At 48.9% G+C, this 20765-nt stretch carries 15 protein-coding genes, 3 tRNA genes and 4 rRNA genes; 10 read left to right on the forward strand and 12 right to left on the reverse strand.

Annotation, left to right across the window (positions count from 1 at the left end; all coding sequences use genetic code 11):
• Nucleotides 1-42: 42 nt before the first annotated feature.
• Both O4H47_RS15930 and O4H47_RS15935 read right to left on the reverse strand, forming a co-directional pair.
• On the reverse strand, nucleotides 43-903 hold the full coding sequence (locus tag O4H47_RS15930) for a lysozyme inhibitor LprI family protein (RefSeq protein ID WP_269395011.1): 861 nt from the start codon (nucleotides 901-903) through the stop codon (nucleotides 43-45).
• 98 nt (nucleotides 904-1001) lie between these two features.
• Nucleotides 1002-1078: transfer RNA gene (locus O4H47_RS15935), tRNA-Met, on the reverse strand.
• A 223-nt stretch (nucleotides 1079-1301) separates the two neighbouring features.
• Between O4H47_RS15935 and O4H47_RS15940 the strand changes: the two genes are divergently transcribed.
• The gene (locus tag O4H47_RS15940; RefSeq protein ID WP_269395012.1) at nucleotides 1302-2342 is read left to right on the forward strand and encodes an aldo/keto reductase; all 1041 of its coding nucleotides are present in this window, start codon (nucleotides 1302-1304) and stop codon (nucleotides 2340-2342) included.
• Between the two features lie 3 nt (nucleotides 2343-2345).
• On the opposite strand, the gene O4H47_RS15945 is transcribed toward O4H47_RS15940, so the two are convergent.
• A complete protein-coding gene (locus O4H47_RS15945) occupies nucleotides 2346-3380 on the reverse strand; it encodes an alpha/beta hydrolase family protein (protein ID WP_269395013.1) in 1035 nt (344 codons plus the stop codon).
• Nucleotides 3381-3478: 98 nt separating this feature from the next.
• On the opposite strand from O4H47_RS15945, the gene O4H47_RS15950 reads away from it, so the two are divergent.
• From O4H47_RS15950 to O4H47_RS15985, 8 genes are all read left to right on the forward strand, one after another.
• Entirely contained in the window at nucleotides 3479-4072 is a 594-nt protein-coding gene (locus O4H47_RS15950; protein ID WP_269395014.1) for a TetR/AcrR family transcriptional regulator, read from the forward strand.
• A gap of 622 nt (nucleotides 4073-4694) precedes the next feature.
• On the forward strand, nucleotides 4695-5303 hold the full coding sequence (locus O4H47_RS15955) for a TetR/AcrR family transcriptional regulator (protein WP_269395015.1): 609 nt from the start codon (nucleotides 4695-4697) through the stop codon (nucleotides 5301-5303).
• A 3-nt stretch (nucleotides 5304-5306) separates the two neighbouring features.
• Nucleotides 5307-6152 (forward strand): ABC transporter ATP-binding protein, encoded by an 846-nt coding sequence (locus O4H47_RS15960; RefSeq protein ID WP_269395016.1) that lies wholly within the window; start codon nucleotides 5307-5309, stop codon nucleotides 6150-6152.
• Nucleotides 6149-6853 (forward strand): hypothetical protein, encoded by a 705-nt coding sequence (locus O4H47_RS15965; protein ID WP_269395017.1) that lies wholly within the window; start codon nucleotides 6149-6151, stop codon nucleotides 6851-6853. Before O4H47_RS15960 ends, O4H47_RS15965 begins: the two co-directional genes overlap by 4 nt.
• Nucleotides 6850-7590 (forward strand): hypothetical protein, encoded by a 741-nt coding sequence (locus O4H47_RS15970; RefSeq protein WP_269395018.1) that lies wholly within the window; start codon nucleotides 6850-6852, stop codon nucleotides 7588-7590. The genes O4H47_RS15965 and O4H47_RS15970 overlap by 4 nt, the downstream gene beginning before the upstream one ends.
• A 71-nt stretch (nucleotides 7591-7661) precedes the next feature.
• Nucleotides 7662-8339 (forward strand): DUF599 domain-containing protein, encoded by a 678-nt coding sequence (locus O4H47_RS15975; protein ID WP_269395019.1) that lies wholly within the window; start codon nucleotides 7662-7664, stop codon nucleotides 8337-8339.
• Between the two features lie 3 nt (nucleotides 8340-8342).
• A complete protein-coding gene (locus tag O4H47_RS15980) occupies nucleotides 8343-8840 on the forward strand; it encodes a lysozyme inhibitor LprI family protein (RefSeq protein ID WP_269395020.1) in 498 nt (165 codons plus the stop codon).
• A gap of 3 nt (nucleotides 8841-8843) precedes the next feature.
• Nucleotides 8844-9971, forward strand: coding sequence for a DNA alkylation repair protein (locus tag O4H47_RS15985; protein ID WP_269395021.1), 1128 nt, complete (start codon nucleotides 8844-8846; stop codon nucleotides 9969-9971).
• On the opposite strand, the gene O4H47_RS15990 is transcribed toward O4H47_RS15985, so the two are convergent.
• Nucleotides 9939-10583: a nucleotidyltransferase family protein gene (locus O4H47_RS15990; RefSeq protein ID WP_269395022.1), complete on the reverse strand. Its 645-nt coding sequence runs from the start codon at nucleotides 10581-10583 to the stop codon at nucleotides 9939-9941. The two genes, O4H47_RS15985 and O4H47_RS15990, sit on opposite strands and share 33 nt — an antisense overlap.
• A gap of 165 nt (nucleotides 10584-10748) precedes the next feature.
• Nucleotides 10749-11678 (reverse strand): pirin family protein, encoded by a 930-nt coding sequence (locus O4H47_RS15995; protein WP_269395023.1) that lies wholly within the window; start codon nucleotides 11676-11678, stop codon nucleotides 10749-10751.
• A gap of 303 nt (nucleotides 11679-11981) precedes the next feature.
• Between O4H47_RS15995 and O4H47_RS16000 the strand changes: the two genes are divergently transcribed.
• Complete coding sequence (locus O4H47_RS16000) at nucleotides 11982-13196, forward strand: MDR family MFS transporter (protein ID WP_269395024.1); 1215 nt, start codon at nucleotides 11982-11984, stop codon at nucleotides 13194-13196.
• Between the two features lie 449 nt (nucleotides 13197-13645).
• Here the strand turns inward: O4H47_RS16000 and rrf (O4H47_RS16005) are convergent.
• From rrf (O4H47_RS16005) to rrf (O4H47_RS16035), 7 genes are all read right to left on the reverse strand, one after another.
• Nucleotides 13646-13761, reverse strand: a 5S ribosomal RNA gene (rrf, locus tag O4H47_RS16005).
• A gap of 159 nt (nucleotides 13762-13920) precedes the next feature.
• Nucleotides 13921-16643: ribosomal RNA gene (locus O4H47_RS16010) — 23S ribosomal RNA — on the reverse strand.
• 262 nt (nucleotides 16644-16905) lie between these two features.
• Nucleotides 16906-16981, reverse strand: a tRNA-Ala gene (locus O4H47_RS16015).
• Between the two features lie 46 nt (nucleotides 16982-17027).
• Nucleotides 17028-17104, reverse strand: a tRNA-Ile gene (locus tag O4H47_RS16020).
• Between the two features lie 232 nt (nucleotides 17105-17336).
• Nucleotides 17337-18822, reverse strand: a 16S ribosomal RNA gene (locus O4H47_RS16025).
• A gap of 1404 nt (nucleotides 18823-20226) precedes the next feature.
• Nucleotides 20227-20514 carry a DUF1294 domain-containing protein gene (locus O4H47_RS16030; RefSeq protein WP_269395025.1) on the reverse strand — a complete coding sequence of 96 codons (288 nt, stop codon included), beginning with the start codon at nucleotides 20512-20514 and terminating at the stop codon, nucleotides 20227-20229.
• A 111-nt stretch (nucleotides 20515-20625) separates the two neighbouring features.
• Nucleotides 20626-20741: ribosomal RNA gene (gene rrf / locus O4H47_RS16035) — 5S ribosomal RNA — on the reverse strand.
• Together the 16S, 23S and 5S rRNA genes with 2 tRNA genes alongside form the textbook arrangement of a ribosomal RNA operon.
• Nucleotides 20742-20765 lie beyond the last annotated feature (24 nt).

Raw genomic sequence — 20765 nt, forward strand, 5'->3', positions numbered from 1 at the left:
TTGGCGCCCCAATCAAAACAACTTAGAGATGGGAGTTCTTACTCAAAACTTTTCCATTTCCTCTTGGACCGACATATAGGCGCCGCCTTCAACGACAACATAAATGTCATTAATTACCGCCCGTCCATTCTGTTCCAATATTTCAAAGCGCACTTCTGAATAGGCTTGATTTTGTTCTGAATTATCCCAACAGGCTTTGGATTGGAACGTCGCCATCACGATCGTGGTTTGCCCACTCTTTGGAAAAGTCTTAAGCGACAGGTTCTCAAGGGGGCACCCATCTTGGGCTTGGATAATTACATCGTAATCAAAAACGACAGAGTACCCCTTGGCCGCCATCGAAGCCGCCGCTTTTTTATATTTTTCAACAAAGCCAGCGCTATATAGACGATCAATTCGATCGTTCGAAAAATATGACTCCGAGGACTGACCGCTTAAGTGCGCGTTGGCGAGGTCCAAAATTTCGCGCGCCGGACTAGTCACATCCAAACTGGATTTTTCCTGCACAACAGCTGGTTCAACAATTTCACCGGTAAGTGGGTTTGTGTTCAGCACATCTGCTCGTTCTGTGGTCATTTTGATTATGCAAGACAATTCCGCCAAGCTGCGCATCGTGCCTTCGCTAACGATTTTAGACAGGCGAACACACTCTTTATCTCTAAAGGTGTCCCATGCTGTTTGCGTTTCAAAAAGCAACGTCTGATCATCTTCACTCAACCCAACAAGCGCATTTTGATAAGCAGCCCGAATTTTTTCAATCGCACTAACTTTAGCGGCCGTTTGGCAAACCTGCATTTCTGAAGTTGTTTTGGATGCATCACAGTTTACTGCAACACTGGGAGAAGCACTTCCCAAGACCAATATGACAAACCCAACCAAGGCGGCACAAACATTTCGAAACATCAAATTTCCTCACCTGTTCAACAACCAAAATAGATTGCTGCCTGACATGAGCATTTTGCTGAAAGAATAGCAACGAACTGGAAGATTTATGGAATTTTTGGTTGCGGGGGTAGGATTTGAACCTACGACCTTCAGGTTATGAGCCTGACGAGCTACCGGGCTGCTCCACCCCGCGCCAAAAATAAGACAGATACTGTCTTGAAGAAAACGACGATGTCGTTTTTGTGCCCGGTGATTACCGGGTGCAGCGCCTATATAGGGTGCTTTGATCTGAATGTGAACCCTTAATGACATAAAACTGAAAAAAACTTTTTCGGCCAGTTCGAGCCGGTCCAATCTTGTGTCTTAGGGGGGCTTTGGGCTAGGTTGTGCGTCCTCACCAAATTGCGAGACATCAGATGAAATTCAACAAACTTGGCCGCACTGAATTAAAGGTCTCTGAGATATGCTTGGGCACCATGACTTGGGGCCGACAAAACACTGAACAAGAAGCCCATCAACAAATGGACTACGCACTGGATCGGGAAATCAACTTCTTTGATACAGCCGAACTCTATGCTGTACCCACCATCCCAGAAAGCTACGGACTTACCGAACAATATATCGGCACCTGGTTCAAAAATTCGGGAAACCGCGACAAAGTCATTTTAGCCACAAAGATTGCTGGCGAAGGCGTGCCCTGGATTCGCGATGGCAGCCCGATCAACGCAAGCTCCATTCGTAAAGCGGTGGAAGATAGCCTGAAACGGCTGCAAACCGACTATATTGATCTGTACCAATTGCATTGGCCAAACCGCGGCCATTATCATTTCAGCAATGCCCATGATTTTGACCCGTTTTCGCAAGACACCCAAGCCGAGCTTTCCAACATGCTTGAGGTGCTTGAAACCTTAGATGCATTGGTGCGCGACGGAAAAATCCGCCATATTGGCCTATCCAATGAGTCTGCGTGGGGCACCATGCAATATTTGCGTTTGTCCGAACAAAATGATCTGCCCCGTGTGGCGTCAATTCAAAACGAATATGGTTTGCTACGCCGCTATTTTGATCACGATTTGGCAGAGGTCAGCCATCACGAAAATGTCGGCTTGCTTGCCTATTCGGCGTTGGCAGCGGGCGCCTTGTCGGGCAAATATTTGGATGGGCAAATCCCTAAAGGCACACGGGGCGAATTATCGGTGGGTGCAACCTACCGCAACTCTCCCCAATCTGAACCCGCCATCCGTGCCTATATGGCATTGGCAAAAGAACACGGTTTGGACGTTTGCCAAATGGGCTTAAAGTTTGCCCTTGATCGCCCGTTCATGACCTCCGTTATTATTGGTGCCACCAATATGGAACAATTGAAAACCGATATCGACGCCAAAGACATTGTGCTCAGTGAGGACGTGCTAGAGGGCATCAAACAAATCTATGTGCAATATCCGCGCCCGATTTAGCCCTTAATTCAAAACGGCGGCGATGAACTCATCCATTGCCGCCCAATACCCCTCAACAAATGCATCTCGGCCCATAAAGCCAACCTTTAGCAAAACCCAAAACCCATCAAAACCATCCATTGGTTTGCGTTGGTCAACTTGGATCATGCTGTGCCCGGCCGTTTCAAATTGGTGGCGCACAAGTTTTTCGCCCAACAGCTTTTTAAACGTTGCATCCGTTTTTGCCGCATCCAATTGCCCATCCCGCGCACCGGTCAACAACAACACGGGCACATCGTTAAGTTGACCTATATCTTGGGATAAATCTGATCGGGCGTTCTTGGTTATGAAAGTCCACCTTTTTGGCGAAAACTCCTCTTTGTCGATCTCCTTATGCTTTGCAGCATATTGTTCGAACTGACGATAAGGCGCTCCTGCCAGCACCATTTCATCGATGGCTTGGTTGTTTCGCACTTTCACTAAATCCGGGGTCGTGTTTTTGTTCCGCAAATTGGTCATATAGGCAGACTGTTCCATCCAATTCACCGCTGGCGATACAAACACGTAGAACGCAATGTCGTTCTTTATCGGCTCAATCTTAGGCAGCACCCAACCTGCTTGTGAAAACCCGATCAAACCAACCCGCCCGATGGGCTGCACGCTGTTTGAGCGCAGGGCGGCAACCCCAGCTTCAACCAATGCTGCCCGGTCAGCCATCGAATAGTCCAACCACTCACCCTCTGCGCCGTCGACCCCCGGCTTATGCCACGAAAGCGCGCACATGCCTTTTTGTGCAAAATGAGAAAAGTACGGCTCGAAGTACCCCGTCCCATCAAAAGACATGGCCCCGTCCCCATGCACAAAAACCAAACAGTCAATGGGGCCGTTTGTTGGGACCAACGGCAAGATCAGCTTTCCCGCAATTTCGGTGCCCCGGAAGTCAAACCGGAAATCATTCTCTGAATAACGCTGATCAGGAAGCAAAAACAAAAAGGTCAGCATCAACAAAACGACACCCAAAATGGCCCCAGCCCCAATTGAAATATGTTTAAAACGCATAACGCCCTCATTTAACGAACAATCATTCGCTTAATAACATAACTTGAGACGAACGCAATTCTATTTTAGAACTATCGCTCTGATAATTGGATATCCGAATGGCCCGCACCAAAAACGAAGAGCTACACAAGACCCGCAAAAAACAAATTCTTGCGGCAGCAAAAAAGTGTTTCATCGCAAAAGGCATTCACAATGCCTCAATGGCCCACATTTGCAAAACGGGCAAAATTAGCCCGGGCGCGCTTTATCGGTATTTCCCGTCAAAGCAAGCTATTATCGAAGCGATTGCCGCCCAAGAACACGAACAAAACTTGGAGCTGATCGACTTCCTGCGCGCCCTTGAGAACCCTGTGCGTGGACTAAAAAACGCTCTGCCAGATGTTCTTGACACGCTCCTTGATGAAGATTTTGCCCGCCTAATGATTGAAATCAGCAGCGAAGCCACGCGAAACCCCGAGGTAAATAGCGCGTTCCAAACCGTCGAAGAACAATTTAAAACCGACCTATCAGCCATTTTTCAAACCGCGCAAGAGCGCGGCACCATAGTAAAAACTGCCAATATTGAAAGCGCCATTTTTTGCTTGCTGGCACTATTTGACGGCATAACAGCGCGCGCGGCCTCTGCTGCCACCTCTTCAAAAAAAGAACTCACCAACGCCCTTTGTAAAACCATTGATGCCCTGTTTGCCTAGTGCGTTCCGCCACGCACCATGATAGCGCGATGCGTTGACTACCCGCCATCGCGAAAAGATAGCTCAATCCGTAACAGCCAGACACTCAATTTCAGCAAATTGCCAGCTGACTGCTTCCACAAATTGGCGCGCACATCAAAATCTGCGCGTTACAAGCCGAGAAAACAAGCTTTGATGGGCTGAAAAAGGCAACATATACACCCCACAGCGCGCGCCCTCACCCAGCGCCCCACTAAGGGCCACCCCTGCCACTTGCTGCATAACCCACCTAAGACTGACCTAGTCACTCCCCCAAAAAAAACCCACACATCAACACTCGATATTACACGCCAATGACCAAATGATTTATTTGGTCATTGACTCCCAACTGCCGATATGGTTGTTTTGTGCGCATGAAAAGGACCTACATGTGTCGGTGTTTTTTTGAGCAAAATGGGTTCTAGAAAAGAATGTTTTGCGAGTTTTGAAACGTTCCAAACAAGCTGACTGGTTTACTCAAACATTGTGCCGCCAAGTCCATGAATGAAAAAGCAAAAAACAAATGGCAAAACAAGAATACAACACCCCGACTGTCGCGGTGAAAACATCGCACTTTATTGAGTAACGAGAAAAAGCACGCGCAATGGCCAAACACTTCAGCGAAAAAGAACGCAAACAAATCATGGCAACGCTCTGTGAGGTTGGAAACCTTGAGTTTTCAAAACGTGGACTGCGGGCTGCGCGAATTGAAGACATTTGCCGCGCTGTAGGCATATCAAAGGGGTCATTTTATAATTTCTACGACACCAAAGAGCAGTTGTTTTTAGCCATTGTTGAGCAGCGCGAACGCATTTATCGCGACGCGATGAAACAACTTGTCGAAACATTTAGTGGCGAAGAGAAAGGCCTGATTGATGGTCTTTTTGACATAACCGTCAATGCCATCAGAACTGACCCATTTATCGGCGTTATGCTGCAACCGGGCGAAATAGAGCATTTGGCCAGAAAAATGGGGCCAGAACAAATGGCCAAGCACCAAAGTGGCGACTTTGCTTTTTTTGATGATCTCACCAAAACAATGCAGAGCCGGGGCTACTGCACTTCTGCACAAGTGAACACAATGGCGGAAATCTCGGTTTTGATCTTTTGCTTAATAATGCAGGCCGATCTGCTGCCCGTTGAATCCTTTGATGCGTCCTTGGCCCACCTAAATGACTTGTTGCATTTCAAACTTTCAAACAAAGGGGCATAAGTTATGCTCAACGTTCAAAACCTGAGTTTCACCTACCCAAAAGCAACCACTCAAACGCTCAAAGACGTCAACTTTCGCATCTCAAAAGGCGAAGTTTTTGGCCTTTTGGGACCATCCGGCGCGGGCAAAAGCACCACCCAAAGCATCCTCATGCGCCTATTAAATGGCTATGGGGGCAAAGTGGAAATGTTTGGCCAACCCATCACACAAATCGATCGAAGCTTTTATGACCGCATCGGCGTTAGTTTTGAATTGCCCGCCCTTTATCAGCGACTAACTGCACGCGAAAATTTGCAGCTTTTTAGCGCGCTATACAATGTACCCACCATGCCAATAATCGATTGTCTGTCGCTTGTTGACCTTGCCAACGATGCCGACAAACGTGTCGCAAGTTTTTCAAAAGGCATGAAAATGCGGCTCAACCTTTGCCGCGCTTTATTGCACGATCCCGACTTTTTATTTCTAGATGAGCCAACGACGGGGCAAGATCCGGCACGTGCGCGCCTTACCCGCGATCTCATCAAAAGATTAAAGTCAGAAGGCAAGACCATTTTTTTGACCACGCATAATATGGCAGAAGCCGACGAAGTGTGCGACCGGATTGCTTTTTTGCATCAAGGCACCATTCCCTTAACGGGCACACCATCTGAGCTGAAACGAAAATTCGGCAGCCGCACGCTGGAAGTTATAACCGGCACACAATCGGCCCAACAACATCACGAATTTCCAATGTCCAATATTGGACGCAATCCAGCATTCCTTGAACTCATGCACAACGATAATATCTTGAGTTTACACACCAAAGAGGCAAGCCTTGACGAGGTTTTCATCAAGGTTGTGAACCAATGAATGGCCCTTTCATAAAACTGTTGCTCACAGATTTTCAGCTGCAATGGCGATATCGCATAATCGCAGCCTATGCTGTTGTTATTGGGCTATACACCACCATCATTCTTGTTGCTCAAGACGCATTGCCCCACTGGGTGATCGCGATCATCATTTACTCTGACCCGGCCGTGCTTGGCTTCTTCTTTTTGGGCGGCTTGATGATGCTCGAGAAAAGCGAAAATGTGCGCCTGGCACTAGCCATGTCACCCATTTCAGCCACTCAATATCTCGCGGCAAAATCCATCAGCCTCACCATTGTGGCTGTGGCAGCAGTTTGCGTGCTTTCAGTCGCCGCGCAATTGGCATGGCACAATGCCGCGCTTGTGATTTTCGCCACCATTTGCACCTCCATTATGTTCATATCCGCAGGGGCCATCGCTGCCCTGAAGTTCAAAACCGTCAGCGGCTATCTCATTGGTTCAGTTCCTATCATCACACCGCTCGTGGCACCCGCGGCGCTGCTGATTGTTGATCCTTTGCCACTATTTGTTTATGCAATCCCGCCTGTCGCCCAGCTCAAACTTCTGCTCGTCGCTTTTGACCCAGAACCAACAGCATTTCCAGTTTTAGGAATTTGCGCCCTTGGTTGCTTGGTGGCCGCGACGGTCTGTTTCATTGGGAGCGCAAATTTCCTTAAACAGGAACTAGGATCAAAACCATGATGCAACAACAATCAGCGGTGAAAAGGTTCTGGTTACTGTTCAAAAGTGATGCGCAAAATCTTTCGCGCGATCCGATTTTACTGCTGGCGACTTTGTTAAGCGCCGTGCCTGCCCCCTTGTTTGCCGCATATAGTGCCAAGTTGGACCAATTGGGCATTGGGTTATTCTCAATTCCAAATTTATCCGCATATATCGCCCCAATGGCGCTGCTGTTGCCAGCCTCGCTTGTGGGGTGGGTCGCGGGCTTTTTGCTGCTTGAAGATCGGGATGATCATACCTTGCTCGCCATCGAAACAACATCGGTCGGCAAAATCGGGTTTATGAGCTACCGCCTTGCCATCGCTAGCGCGATTGGCGGCATGCTCGGGCTTTTTGGTATGATACAAATATACCCAGAACACGCACTTAGCACCCAACTGTTCGCCGCCCTTCTTGTCGCCATTGAAACGGCAATTGTGGCGCTTACTTTGCTTTCCCTTGCCGGGAACAAAGTTGAAGGGCTTGCATTGTCCAAGCTCCTCAACCTTTTAATGCTCTTCCCCTTGATCGCTGCAATTCCTTCGCCTTGGCGACTGTTGGGTGGGCTCTTTCCGAGCTATTGGATAGGTGAGATTTTTGCGCTCTCCCCACAAAGCTACCTGCCAACTGCGCTCGTTCTGGCAGTGGCAATTGTTGTGCACATCCTTGTTCTTGCATGGTTGCTGAAAACCGCTGTGCAGCGTACCGAAAAACTTTGACAAATTATCATCTCGCCAAGCCCCCCAATTGCGCTATTATTGGTGCAACTGGGGAGTGAAATCGCTTACACATGACATTGTTATCTACATTTTTGCCGCTGATCTTTTGGGCATTCTATGGCCTATTGAGCAAGGCGATTGAAACCCGACGCACCTCAATGTCCGCCCTTATGGCGCGCCAGCGGCTGCGCTGGGTACAAAATGCTGTGCGGCGCGACACCCCAATTGACGGCATTTTGACCGGCAACATCATGAGCGCGGTCTCATTTTTCGCCTCTACTTCGGTGTTGCTCATTCTGGCCATGTTCGCCGTCATCGGACAATTAAACGAACTTTTGCCCACCCTTCGGTCTTTGAGCTGGGGTGATGTCTACACAGATTTTGACTATCAGTCCCACTTTGTGGTGATGCTGGTGATGACCGTTATGGCCTTTTTGTCATTTACCCTGTCGTTGCGCCACTTCAATCATTTTTGCATTTTGATGGGCGCAGCGGACCATTCCACAAACGCCGATCCAGCAGAAGTGCGGGCCATGGCCAATTTGAACACCCAAGGGGCGCGCCACTTTAATTCAGGCATTCGCGCCTACTATTTTTCCATCGCGAACGTTGGTTGGTTCCTTTCAAGCACTGTGGGCATTGTCATGGCCGTGGGCACCATTGGCTTTATCATCTACCGCGAATATTTTTCAGCTGCTCGACGCGCCATTTCGCAACTGCCCAGCAGCACAACCCAAATCGAGGACTGAAGCATGAAACAATATCTGTTGCCACTTGCCGCCACTGTTCTTCTTATCCCTGCAAGCGCCAGCGTCGCAGACGATTTTACCAGTGAAGACGAAATTCAAATGCAACAATGCATTGAAACCGTGCACGATATCCAAAGCTCTGGCGATGATGTCTCCTTGCGTGAATGCATTGGCGCTGCATCACGCGTTTGCATGGACGCGCCCGACGGCTCCTCCACCGTAGGCATGGCTGAATGCACCATGCGCGAAAATGCATGGTGGGACAGCTATCTCAACTTTCTCTATCAAGATCTCAAAGCAAACCTATCCGCTGAACAGTTTAGCAAATTGCGCGACGCACAAAGGGCTTGGATCACTTTCCGGGACACAGACTGTGACTTCAATTATGACTATTGGAAAGAAGGCACAATCCGCACCACATTTTTCACCGGTTGCGTGCTCGACAAAACGGCCAACCGCGCGATTGCGCTTGCTGGTTATCTTGACTGGACCAACATGTAATCCATGCCCGAACCGTTCAAGAATTTCTTCAATATTCCGCTGATTGAAAAAATGGGGGCGTTGCTGTGCAACGCCTACCCCGCCTTTGATCAAGACAAATTTATTGCCCTCGCAAGTGCTGATTTTGAAAATCTCGAACTCAAACAACGATCCAACCAAATTCGCGACGCATTGGTTGCAACTCTACCAAATACAATAGATGTATCCGGCCCTATTCTCATTCAAACACTAGGGTCACAAGCCCCAATTGATGGGGGCACTACACAAGAACAAGACAGCGGGCTTTCAGGTTTTGCCATTATGCCCATGGCTGATTTTGTGGCTCAAGTTGGTTTAAACAACCCAACCACCAGCTTTGATGTTTTAGAAGAGCTGACCAAACGCTTCAGCGCAGAATTTGCGGTGCGCCCGTTCATCATAGCTAACCAAGAAGGTGCTATGCGCCAGTTCGCCAAATGGGCAAAAAGCAACAACGCGCACGTTAGACGCCTCGCTTCTGAAGGGTGTCGCCCCTTATTGCCTTGGGGCATACGCCTACAAACATTTGTTCAGGACCCAACGCCCGTTCTAAACATTTTGGAAAAGCTTAAAGACGACCCGGAAGAATATGTACGCAGATCTGTGGCCAACAACTTAAACGACATTGCCAAAAACCAACCCGACTTGGTAGCAAAGATTGCAAAGGACTGGCTCAAAGGCGCGAGCAAAAATCGGGAACGTTTGGTTCGTCATGCCTGCCGCACCTTAATCAAACAGGGCCATCAGCCAACGCTTGAAGCCCTTGGCTACCAAGCGCTTGATGCTAGGTTCTCAGACTTCGAAGTGCAAAGCGACAAAGTCAAACTGGGTGAAGCCTTGGTGTTTCAATTTGTCATTGAAAACAAAAGCGATAAACCGCAGCCAATCATATTGGATTACGCCATTCATTTTATGAAAGCCAACGGGACTTTGGCACCAAAAGTGTTCAAGCTGAAAACGGGCACTCTAAAGCCACACGACGTGCTAAAAATTAAAAAGACGCACATGATTAAGCCCATAACCACGCGCACCTTTTATCCTGGTAGCCACAAAATCGAAATTCTTGCCAATGGAAAATCGTTAGGAAGCTTGCCGTTTATCCTTGAAATCTAGCGCCTGAGCGTCCCATGGCACAATGGTCAGTTCAGGCCAATGTTGCAGGGCACGCACGCCCTTTTCGATATGCGTTTTTTCGTTATGCAGCACATAGTTCGGGGTGATCCGAAACGAAAAAATCTCGTTCAACCCGTAGGGCGCATAAAGCTCCAACTGGTCGTTTTTCCGCAAACGCACCCCAACCGCATGCGTGATTGACGCAAAGCGATCAATACCTTCTTCCGCGGAAACAAGCGGAGAATAGTCCTGACCAAAATGGTCCTTGTACCAAAGATGCACCCGTGCCTGATTGCGCAACTCAACCGGTGGATTACAATCCGCAAAAACCGCATCCGCACGCTTGATCACTTTGTCCTCGGCCTCATAGCTCAAGTCTTTGGAATCAAAATAAAAAACATCCACATCCTTCACCCCGTGCATATAGGGGCGCTCGGTGAGATAGTTCCAAACATTGTTGTAAATAGCACCGGACACAATCCAATGATCGGGCAAATCCATGTCGCGTGCGCGCGCCAACACATCCATCAATTCAGGATAGGAGCGGATGATTTCCTTAAGCGCGCAGCTTTGTTCGTCAAATGGCAAATCGCAAAATCTTAAATGGTTCATAGCCCTCATATGCCACAACAAGACCAGAACATATAGCGAACTTTTTTCCTTTTTGCTTCATTTCTACTCTTGAAAAATCTAACTGCGTTGATTCCCAATCAGAATTTCAAGCATCGAATACGGCTCTGAATATGTGCATATACGCAATATCCGGAGCCGAAAGACTTATTGTTCAAGCCAGTTGGCGCCGCTTTGTTTGATGAATGTACCCGCCTGCAATTCGTTCACCGCTTCAATCAATTCTTGGCGCGTGTTCATCACAATCGGGCCGTGCCAAGCGACCGGCTCTTGCAAAGGTTTGCCCGAAATCAGCAAAAAGCGCACGCCTTCATCACCAGCTTGCACCACCACCTCATCACCGGTATCAAAATAGACGAGTGTGCGGTCGCCACTCAAATCGCGAATGTGCAATTCTTCGCCCGCCACCTCTTTTTCGGTCAACACCCCAACCGGATTTGACGCATCTCGAAAGCTGCCAGCCCCTGCAAAAACATAGGCAAACGTATTGCGATAGGTATCCACCTTGAAGGTTTTGCGCACCCCGGCAGGCACCGAAATATCCAAATATTGGGGGTCAGCTGCAATGCCATCCACCGGGCCTTTTTTTCCCCAGAAATCACCAACAACAACGCGAACCGACGTGCCGTCATCATCAACAATAGTGGGGACATCGCTGCTTTCTACATCCTGATAGCGTGGTGACGTCATTTTCATTGACGCGGGCAGATTGGCCCAGAGCTGAAACCCGTGCATTTGCCCATCGGCATTACCCTTAGGCATTTCTTGGTGCATAATGCCCGACCCTGCGGTCATCCATTGCACATCGCCTGCATTCAACTCACCCTTATTCCCCAGGCTATCGCCATGCTCCACAGAGCCAGAAAGCACATAGGTGATTGTTTCAATGCCCCGATGTGGATGCCAAGGAAAGCCCTTGATAAAATCTTCTTCCTGTTCATTGCGAAAATCATCGAACAACAAAAACGGATCCAACTCACGCGGTTCATGGAACCCAAATGCGCGGTGCAATTTCACCCCCGCGCCTTCCATTGTAGGCTTTGCCAAAACTGTTTTCTTAACTGGACGAATAGACATATCTGTCTCCCGACGTTGATGGGCGGTCCATGCGCCGCCCCATTCATCGGTTCAATATAGTTGTACAATCAGCAAGAATAACCCAACAATTGGAAACAGTCTTTTCCTAATATGAGGTGATTGAACCGATCAATTTGCCAAAATATGATTTACAACCTCGACACTTGCGGATCGGCGCATCGCGCAAAACTGACTATTGCGCCATTTAAAGATTTCTCACATATTAAGCGCGACTGATTTGGTCGCCATCCTTCGCGTTTTCAACGCCCCTAACGTCATCATCAAACCGATCGGACTTTGGCCATGTTTGCCGCGGTGCGCCATTTTAACAAAACCATTTGGTTGATCATTTTAGCCACTTTTGCTTCGCGCTTCGTGCTGTTTATGGTCTGGCCGTTTCTTGCCATATTATTGCATCAAAAATTCGGTCTGAACGAATTTCAAATCGGCATATTTCTCGCCGGGTCTGCAGCCGTGGGTGTATTCTTCGGTTTTTACGTAGGTTTCCTCTCAGACATCATTGGCCGTCGAAAGATCATTTTGGCTGGATTGGCCATCAATATTATTTCCATGTTCATTTTGGGTGTTGCGGATCATTTGTGGTGGCTATTTGCCGGCACCGTTATTCAAAGTTTTGGCCGCGGCATGGTGGAAAGCCCGGGTCGCGCCCTTATGACCGATATGGTGGAAGACCGCCAAGTCAAAGACATGGCGCTGCATATGCGCTATTTCTTCCTCAATATCGGGGCAGCCACCGGCCCACTGTTGGGCACTTTTGCAGGGGCAACAGGTCAGCAATCCACCTTCTTGATCGTTTCAGGTCTATATGTCGTCTACTTTGTCATTGCCGCCATCATTTTCCGGGTGGAGCGACCGATAAAGCGAACCAAAGCAGGTACAGCCATGCGCTTTGGCGACGCCTTGGGGGTTTTGCGCAAAGATCAGGCCTTCATGCTGTTCGTCGCAGCAACGCTCATCTCACACATCGCCTATGGGCAAATTGATGCCGGCCTTGTTCAATATTTGCGTCAAGAAAGCGTGCTCAACCTGACCACCCTCTATGCCACGCTGATTTTTGTAAATGGCGCGACCATCATCATCTTCCAATTCGCTTTCCTCAAACTTTTAGAGAACGTGCGCCCTCTCGTTCGAGCCATGGCCGGTGTCGTCTTATTTGCCCTCGGTTTTTTGGGATTTGCGTTTGTGCCTACCTCCCCGACCTATTGGCTTATCGGCGCGATGTTTGTCTTAAGCATAGGTGAAACGATCCTCTTCCCCACCCTTAACATCATTATTGATCGTATGGCCCCAGAGCACCTTAAAGGCAGCTATGTCGGCGCGGCCTCTTTAGCCTCTATGGGTTTTGTAACCGCCCCGGTGGTTGGCGGCTTCTTGTTGCATCAGTTTGGTGGTTTCACCATGTGGATGGTAATGGCGGGCCTCGCAGTTTCAGTGGCCGGTCTTTACGGCTTAGCGGCGAATGTGCGCACAAACACCAAGACGCAAGCACAGCATTGAATGTAAGTCTTACAGATATTGGAACCTGAGGCTTAAACCAACACGGGTTTCCAAGCTCAATTGTGGTTCAAGTTTGTAGGCTTACGTGCGGATGATGAGTTCAACCGCTCAGACAAAATTAGAACTCAAGCAACATAGACGCGGCAACGCGCAAAAAGCAGTAGAAGCACACAATCAAATCAGCCGTTCACAACGGCAAAGCTACTAAGTCCACTAGCACTCGATTTCATATTGTAGGGTGCTCAGTGGAAGGGTCCGCGACAGGCGTTCAGACCAAAACCACGGATAACTTCGAAGCAGGTCTTAAACCCGTTTAAAGGAAGTGCGCGCTCCTTAAACTGAGCCCCCCGTTCATTTCCCCTTTAGCACGCAAAAACGCCCCCCAGTTTTCACTGGAGGGCGTTTTTTTAAATTATATTTCGTAAAGAGCTAGCTTTTGTTTTTAGCAGACTTGGCGACGACCTACTCTCCCGTGCCTTAAGACAAAGTACCATCGGCGCTGAAGCATTTAACATTCGAGTTCGGAATGGGATCGAGTTCTGGGCGCTTCGCCATAGTCACCAAGTCAGCAAAAAACAAAAGCTGTGAAGTTAAATTTGTTTGGTTCTTTACGAACCATATTCGCTACATTTTTGCAAATGTAATACAGGAACATATTTTCTAGGTTTTGATGCCTAGGATGATGTTGTTGGTATTGGTGTATTACGGGCATTGATTAATGAGAACAATCAAGCCAATCGAGCTATTAGTATCAGTAAGCTTCACACATTGCTGCGCTTCCACACCTGACCTATCAACGTGGTGGTCTCCCACGGCTCTCAAGGGAATGCTAGTTTTGAAGGAGGCTTCCCGCTTAGATGCTTTCAGCGGTTATCCCGTCCAGATATAGCTACCCTGCTATGCGGCTGGCGCCACAACAGGTCCACCAGAGATCTGTTCACCCCGGTCCTCTCGTACTAGGGGCAACTCTTCTCAACATTCCTACACCCACGGCAGATAGGGACCGAACTGTCTCACGACGTTCTAAACCCAGCTCGCGTACCGCTTTAATTGGCGAACAGCCAAACCCTTGGGACCTGCTCCAGCCCCAGGATGCGATGAGCCGACATCGAGGTGCCAAACAATGCCGTCGATATGGACTCTTGGGCATCATCAGCCTGTTATCCCCGGCGTACCTTTTATCCGTTGAGCGATGGCCCTTCCACGCGGGACCACCGGATCACTATGACCGACTTTCGTCTCTGCTCGACTTGTCAGTCTCGCAGTCAGGCGGGCTTATGCCATTGCACTCGACGACCGATTTCCGACCGGTCTGAGCCCACCATCGCGCGCCTCCGTTACTCTTTGGGAGGCGACCGCCCCAGTCAAACTACCCACCACACACTGTCCCGGACGCTGTTACGCCGCGGTTAGACATACATGACGATAAGGGTGGTATCTCACATTTTGGCTCCCTATAAACTGGCGTCTATAGTTCAAAGCCTACCACCTATTCTGCACATGCCGACACGAATGCCAGTGTGAAGCTATAGTAAAGGTGCACGGGGTCTTTCCGTCTAACCGCAGGAACCCCGCATCTTCACGGGGAATTCAATTTCGCTGAGTCTATGCTGGAGACAGTGGGGAAGTCGTTACGCCATTCGTGCAGGTCGGAACTTACCCGACAAGGAATTTCGCTACCTTAGGACCGTTATAGTTACGGCCGCCGTTTACCTGGGCTTCAATTCAAGGCTCTCACCTCTCCTTTTAACCTTCAGGCACCGGGCAGGCGTCAGACCCTATACGTCGTCTTACGACTTCGCAGAGCCCTATGTTTTTAGTAAACAGTCGCCACCCCCTGGTCTGTGCCACCACATGAGAGTTGCCTCCCATATGGTCATGCTTATCCCGAAGTTACGCATGTAATTTGCCGAGTTCCTTCAGCATAGTTCTCTCAAGCGCCTTAGTATTCTCTACCTGTCCACCTGTGTTGGTTTAGAGTACGGTCTTGTTGGTGGAGCTATTTCCTGGAACCTACTCACTGCCAGAACCAATCCGATAAGGACTGACAGATCTATAGATTCGTCACTACCACCAGGTACAGGAATATTAACCTGTTTCCCATCGTCTACGACTTTCGTCCTCGACTTAGGGGCCGACTAACCCTGCGCTGATTAGCATTGCGCAGGAACCCTTGGACTTTCGGCGAGAGTGTCTCTCACACTCTTTATCGCTACTCATGTCAGCATTCGCACTTCTGATACCTCCAGGACCCCTCGCGGGTATCCCTTCGCAGACTTACAGAACGCTCCGCTACCGCTTACAATAAATTGTAAACCCGAAGCTTCGGTGCATGGTTTGAGCCCCGTTACATTTTCGCCGCAAGATCGCTTGACCAGTGAGCTGTTACGCTATCTTTAAAGGATGGCTGCTTCTAAGCCAACCTCCTGGTTGTCTGTGCAATCTCACAAGCTTTCCCACTTAACCATGACTTTGGGACCTTAGCTGTCGGTCAGGGCTGTTTCCCTTTCCACCACGGACCTTAGCACCCGTGGTGTGTCTGCCAGATATTACTTCCAGGTATTCGGAGTTTGGTTAGGTTTGGTAATCCGTTGGGGACCCCTAGCCCATCCAGTGCTCTACCCCCTGGAGTATTCGTCTGACGCTCTACCTAAATAGATTTCGCGGAGAACCAGCTATTTCCAAGTTTGATTGGCCTTTCACCCCTAGCCACAGGTCATCCCGTTCTTTTTCAACAGAAGTGGGTTCGGCCCTTCAGTGCATGTTACTGCACCTTCAGCCTGCCCATGGCTAGATCACTTGGTTTCGGGTCTAATCCAACATACTCAACGCCCTATTCAGACTCGCTTTCGCTGCGCATACACCTAACGGTTTAAGCTTGCATGTTAAATTAAGTCGCTGACCCATTATACAAAAGGTACGCCGTCACCCTTGCGGGCTCCGACTGTTTGTAGGCATCCAGTTTCAGGAACTATTTCACTCCCCTCGTCGGGGTGCTTTTCACCTTTCCCTCACGGTACTTGTTCACTATCGGTCGCACACGAGTACTTAGGCTTGGAGGGTGGTCCCCCCATGTTCAGACAGAATTTCACGTGTTCCGCCTTACTCGAGGACCTATATGCTTTTTACCAGTACGGGGCTATCACCCACTATGGCAGAGCTTTCCAGCTCTTTCCTGTTTTTACATATAGGCCACTGGCCTGGTCCGCGTTCGCTCGCCACTACTAACGGAGTCTCGGTTGATGTCCTTTCCTCCGGGTACTTAGATGTTTCAGTTCCCCGGGTTTGCTTCCCTTGCGGGATACTCCTTACGGAGTGGGTTGCCCCATTCAGAAATCGTCGGATCAAAGCTTATTCGCAGCTCCCCGACGCTTATCGCAGCGTATCACGTCTTTCATCGCCTGTGTGCGCCAAGGCATCCACTAGATGCCCTTAAGACACTTGATTGTTCTCATTATCAATATCCGCAATCCGCCTCGTGCAAGGCATAATGGACCGTCGAATATGATAAGGTTAGATCATATTTAAATTTAACTTCACGAAGATAATTCGTTCTCCCCGGGTGTGGGTCAAACAAACAAACTATCTTTCTCTTTACGATATATAAGATCATGCAAAACCAACTCGCGTCAGTTATGCAAAACTTGTTCTTTCTATTAAGTGACTTAATGTTCAACCGGCGATACCAACATCCAGCATCCAAAATAAATGGTGGAGCCAGACGGGATCGAACCGACGACCTCCTGCTTGCAAAGCAGGCGCTCTCCCAGCTGAGCTATGGCCCCTTATTTAGACCCAACAAACAAGTTGGCGGATCTTAATTAAGGAATATGGTGGGCCTGGGTAGATTTGAACTACCGACCTCACGCTTATCAGGCGTGCGCTCTAACCAACTGAGCTACAGGCCCGAAGCCTATAGTGCTCACGTTTTACCCAACCAATTGGCGGGGATGCCGGGGTAGCAGCCAAAGGCTGCGACGGCGGCACGTAAAACACTATCACGTGATGAACGTCACTTAATGTGAAGAAAGAGAAACGAAGGCGGCGAAATCCCGCTTGTATTTTGCGATCGGTTTTGACTAAACCAATCTTATCCAATGAAAGTCCAATAAAGCCGAAGCTTTGAAGGTCAATCCTTAGAAAGGAGGTGATCCAGCCCCAGGTTCCCCTAGGGCTACCTTGTTACGACTTCACCCCAGTCGCTGACCCTACCGTGGTCGCCTGCCTCAAAAGTTAGCGCAGCGCCTTCGGGTAGAACCAACTCCCATGGTGTGACGGGCGGTGTGTACAAGGCCCGGGAACGTATTCACCGTGGTATGCTGACCCACGATTACTAGCGATTCCAACTTCATGCACCCGAGTTGCAGAGTGCAATCCGAACTGAGACGGTTTTTAGGGATTAGCTCCTCCTCGCGGAGTGGCTGCCCTCTGTCACCGCCATTGTAGCACGTGTGTAGCCCAGCCCGTAAGGGCCATGATGACTTGACGTCGTCCCCACCTTCCTCCGGCTTATCACCGGCAGTCCCCCTAGAGTGCCCAACTAAATGCTGGCAACTAAGGGCGAGGGTTGCGCTCGTTGCGGGACTTAACCCAACATCTCACGACACGAGCTGACGACAGCCGTGCAGCACCTGTATCCTATCCAGCCGAACTGAAGGTCTCCATCTCTGGAGACTGCGATAGGTATGTCAAGAGCTGGTAAGGTTCTTCGCGTTGCTTCGAATTAAACCACATGCTCCACCGCTTGTGCGGGCCCCCGTCAATTCATTTGAGTTTTAATCTTGCGACCGTACTCCCCAGGCGGAGAGCTTAATGCGTTAGCTGCGCCACTGAAAAGTAAACTTCCCAACGGCTAGCTCTCATAGTTTACGGCGTGGACTACCAGGGTATCTAATCCTGTTTGCTCCCCACGCTTTCGTACCTCAGCGTCAGTATCGGGCCAGTGTATCGCCTTCGCCACTGGTGTTCTTCCTAATATCTACGAATTCCACCTCTACACTAGGAGTTCCATACACCTCTCCCGATCTCTAGATTAGCAGTATTAAAGGCAGTTCCGAGGTTGAGCCTCGGGATTTCACCCCTAACTTACTAATCCGCCTACGTACGCTTTACGCCCAGTAAATCCGAACAACGTTAGCCCCCTTCGTATTACCGCGGCTGCTGGCACGAAGTTAGCCGGGGCTTCTTTACTAGGTACCGTCATTATCTTCCCTAGCGAAAGAGCTTTACAACCCTAAGGCCTTCATCACTCACGCGGCATGGCTGGATCAGGCTTGCGCCCATTGTCCAATATTCCCCACTGCTGCCTCCCGTAGGAGTCTGGGCCGTGTCTCAGTCCCAGTGTGGCTGATCATCCTCTCAGACCAGCTATAGATCGTCGCCTTGGTGAGCCGTTACCTCACCAACTAGCTAATCCAACGCGGGCCAATCTAATAGCGATAAATCTTTCCCCCGAAGGGCGTATACGGTATTAGCGATCGTTTCCAATCGTTATTCCGTACTATTAGGTATGTTCCCACGCGTTACTCACCCGTCTGCCGCTCCTCACCGAAGTGAAGCGCTCGACTTGCATGTGTTAAGCCTGCCGCCAACGTTCGTTCTGAGCCATGATCAAACTCTCAAGTTTGATATAGACTTTTGTCGACGCAATGCACGTTTTGACGAGGACACCACTTGTCACTATGCGCTTCGCAGCGCAAAGGTAATTTGGTGTTCTCTAATAGAAACGTACACCCATCGAAGTCTTGTATGATCAATCTTTCGATCAATCCGCAAGGACCTCGCCGTCCACGTTTCTCTTTCTTCTTCTTCACACTGTCAAAGAACAGACCCTCATACCAATGGCATAAACGTCAAAATCATCACCCTAAATCAACAACAACAATCTATCTCACCGGACAAGCCCGGCAACAAAATCGCTGCCCAATTCAGGAAACACTCAATAAAACCAATCAGTCTCATCAGCGCTCCGGGGTTATAAGATCAGCAAACCAACCTGTCAACCACTTTTCTGAGATAAAAACCAATCTAGTTTCTAACTAAGAACCAAACCAAATTGGTTTAAAACCAATCTAACTCAGTGTCGGTGTTGATAAGGTCAACCAAATGACTTGTCAACACCCTATCTGAAAAACTTTCGTCGGTCTTTCAAATAGTTAGCTCATCTTTTTAATGAAGTTTGTAACTTCACTACTCTCCGAGCCAAGCAAGTGTTAGAACGAGTAGTTTGTTCTAACCTTTAAGTTCTCAATCATACAATTGCTTATATTTTTCAAGAGCTTAACTAAAGAGACCAACATCCTTGCGGTGCGTTTCCCTCAGTGCTGGGGGGTTATAGGACCGCACCTTCATAGAGTCAACAACACAAACGAGAAAATTGAACCTTTTTTGACAGTCCTCAATCAAATCAAGAAAACCGGGGGTTTTGTGGGTTAGCTACACGTTCAACACCCTAGTTATCTGCCACACCGCATACATATCTTTGATGGAATTCCGCTTCCTGGAGATGGATGCGCCGATTCCCAGAGCGCAAACGATAATCTCCAGCCAGCCGATTCTAGTTCGCGTTCACAAGGTTCCCGTCGGAGGGGTACAGATTACTGCATTATCCAAATCAATATCGGCGCCAAGAGCTATGTATTAGACCTGGAACATCACGTTCGTTTTCAGACTTAAGAGCTTTGAGATAGTCAGCGACGCCGTGGTTCGAGAGAAACATCGACTTCAGTGCTTCAGACTTCGCGCCCCTATGAGAGTTCGGGCATGATTCTTTTGTCCTCCGCCGGGCCTATTTGTCGCTTTTTGCACCCGTACGACATTCAATTAACAAGCGTTTCCGATTCGGACGCCGCTAATTGCCGGAATTTCCAACGTCATTGAAGGCGTGATCATCTGATTCTGCCTCCATAAAATCGGCTGTGCTTGCAGCACATTGAAGGAAAGCCGTTCGCACCCTGCATTATCTTTTGATTCGGGCGACACTTATCTACAGACACACGCACAATTGGAACCAAGTTAATGAGCAGTTTCATCAGGAAGCGAATCCAAACCAAGTAATGAGCAACAGCTGGATGACTGAAATGAACATCAAAATCGTTTTGAAGGGTTGCTTTTGAGTTTTATGTCGAAGAAGACGTTGAGCCAACGTGGCGCCCACTGCCCCACCAAACGCAGCAAGCGTTAGAAGCGCACTCTCTGATACGCGCCACAAGGCCCTCTTTGCCAAATATTTATCTAGCGCGAACGCAAAGAAGGTCAAAACATTAATGATCAAAAAAAATGCGGCAATATAGACGGGAACACTATTGAACAATGACATTATCTCCTCTCCCCCCTTCTCCCTTTAGCACGCAAAAACGCCCCCCAGTTTTCACTGGAGGGCGTTTTTTTAAATTATATTTCGTAAAGAGCTAGCTTTTGTTTTTAGCAGACTTGGCGACGACCTACTCTCCCGTGCCTTAAGACAAAGTACCATCGGCGCTGAAGCATTTAACATTCGAGTTCGGAATGGGATCGAGTTCTGGGCGCTTCGCCATAGTCACCAAGTCAGCAAAAAACAAAAGCTGTGAA

The organism is Maritalea porphyrae (genome assembly GCF_027213965.1).
GTDB lineage: Bacteria > Pseudomonadota > Alphaproteobacteria > Rhizobiales > Devosiaceae > Maritalea > Maritalea porphyrae_A.

What these genes read in the sequence shown, in the direction of transcription:
- O4H47_RS15930 (WP_269395011.1), bottom strand. Translation starts at nt 903, where the DNA reads ATGTTTCGAAATGTTTGTGCCGCCTTGGTTGGGTTTGTCATATTGGTC.
- O4H47_RS15940 (WP_269395012.1), top strand. Translation starts at nt 1,302, where the DNA reads ATGAAATTCAACAAACTTGGCCGCACTGAATTAAAGGTCTCTGAGATA.
- O4H47_RS15945 (WP_269395013.1), bottom strand. Translation starts at nt 3,380, where the DNA reads ATGCGTTTTAAACATATTTCAATTGGGGCTGGGGCCATTTTGGGTGTC.
- O4H47_RS15950 (WP_269395014.1), top strand. Translation starts at nt 3,479, where the DNA reads ATGGCCCGCACCAAAAACGAAGAGCTACACAAGACCCGCAAAAAACAA.
- O4H47_RS15955 (WP_269395015.1), top strand. Translation starts at nt 4,695, where the DNA reads ATGGCCAAACACTTCAGCGAAAAAGAACGCAAACAAATCATGGCAACG.
- O4H47_RS15960 (WP_269395016.1), top strand. Translation starts at nt 5,307, where the DNA reads ATGCTCAACGTTCAAAACCTGAGTTTCACCTACCCAAAAGCAACCACT.
- O4H47_RS15965 (WP_269395017.1), top strand. Translation starts at nt 6,149, where the DNA reads ATGAATGGCCCTTTCATAAAACTGTTGCTCACAGATTTTCAGCTGCAA.
- O4H47_RS15970 (WP_269395018.1), top strand. Translation starts at nt 6,850, where the DNA reads ATGATGCAACAACAATCAGCGGTGAAAAGGTTCTGGTTACTGTTCAAA.
- O4H47_RS15975 (WP_269395019.1), top strand. Translation starts at nt 7,662, where the DNA reads ATGACATTGTTATCTACATTTTTGCCGCTGATCTTTTGGGCATTCTAT.
- O4H47_RS15980 (WP_269395020.1), top strand. Translation starts at nt 8,343, where the DNA reads ATGAAACAATATCTGTTGCCACTTGCCGCCACTGTTCTTCTTATCCCT.
- O4H47_RS15985 (WP_269395021.1), top strand. Translation starts at nt 8,844, where the DNA reads ATGCCCGAACCGTTCAAGAATTTCTTCAATATTCCGCTGATTGAAAAA.
- O4H47_RS15990 (WP_269395022.1), bottom strand. Translation starts at nt 10,583, where the DNA reads ATGAACCATTTAAGATTTTGCGATTTGCCATTTGACGAACAAAGCTGC.
- O4H47_RS15995 (WP_269395023.1), bottom strand. Translation starts at nt 11,678, where the DNA reads ATGTCTATTCGTCCAGTTAAGAAAACAGTTTTGGCAAAGCCTACAATG.
- O4H47_RS16000 (WP_269395024.1), top strand. Translation starts at nt 11,982, where the DNA reads ATGTTTGCCGCGGTGCGCCATTTTAACAAAACCATTTGGTTGATCATT.
- O4H47_RS16030 (WP_269395025.1), bottom strand. Translation starts at nt 20,514, where the DNA reads ATGTCATTGTTCAATAGTGTTCCCGTCTATATTGCCGCATTTTTTTTG.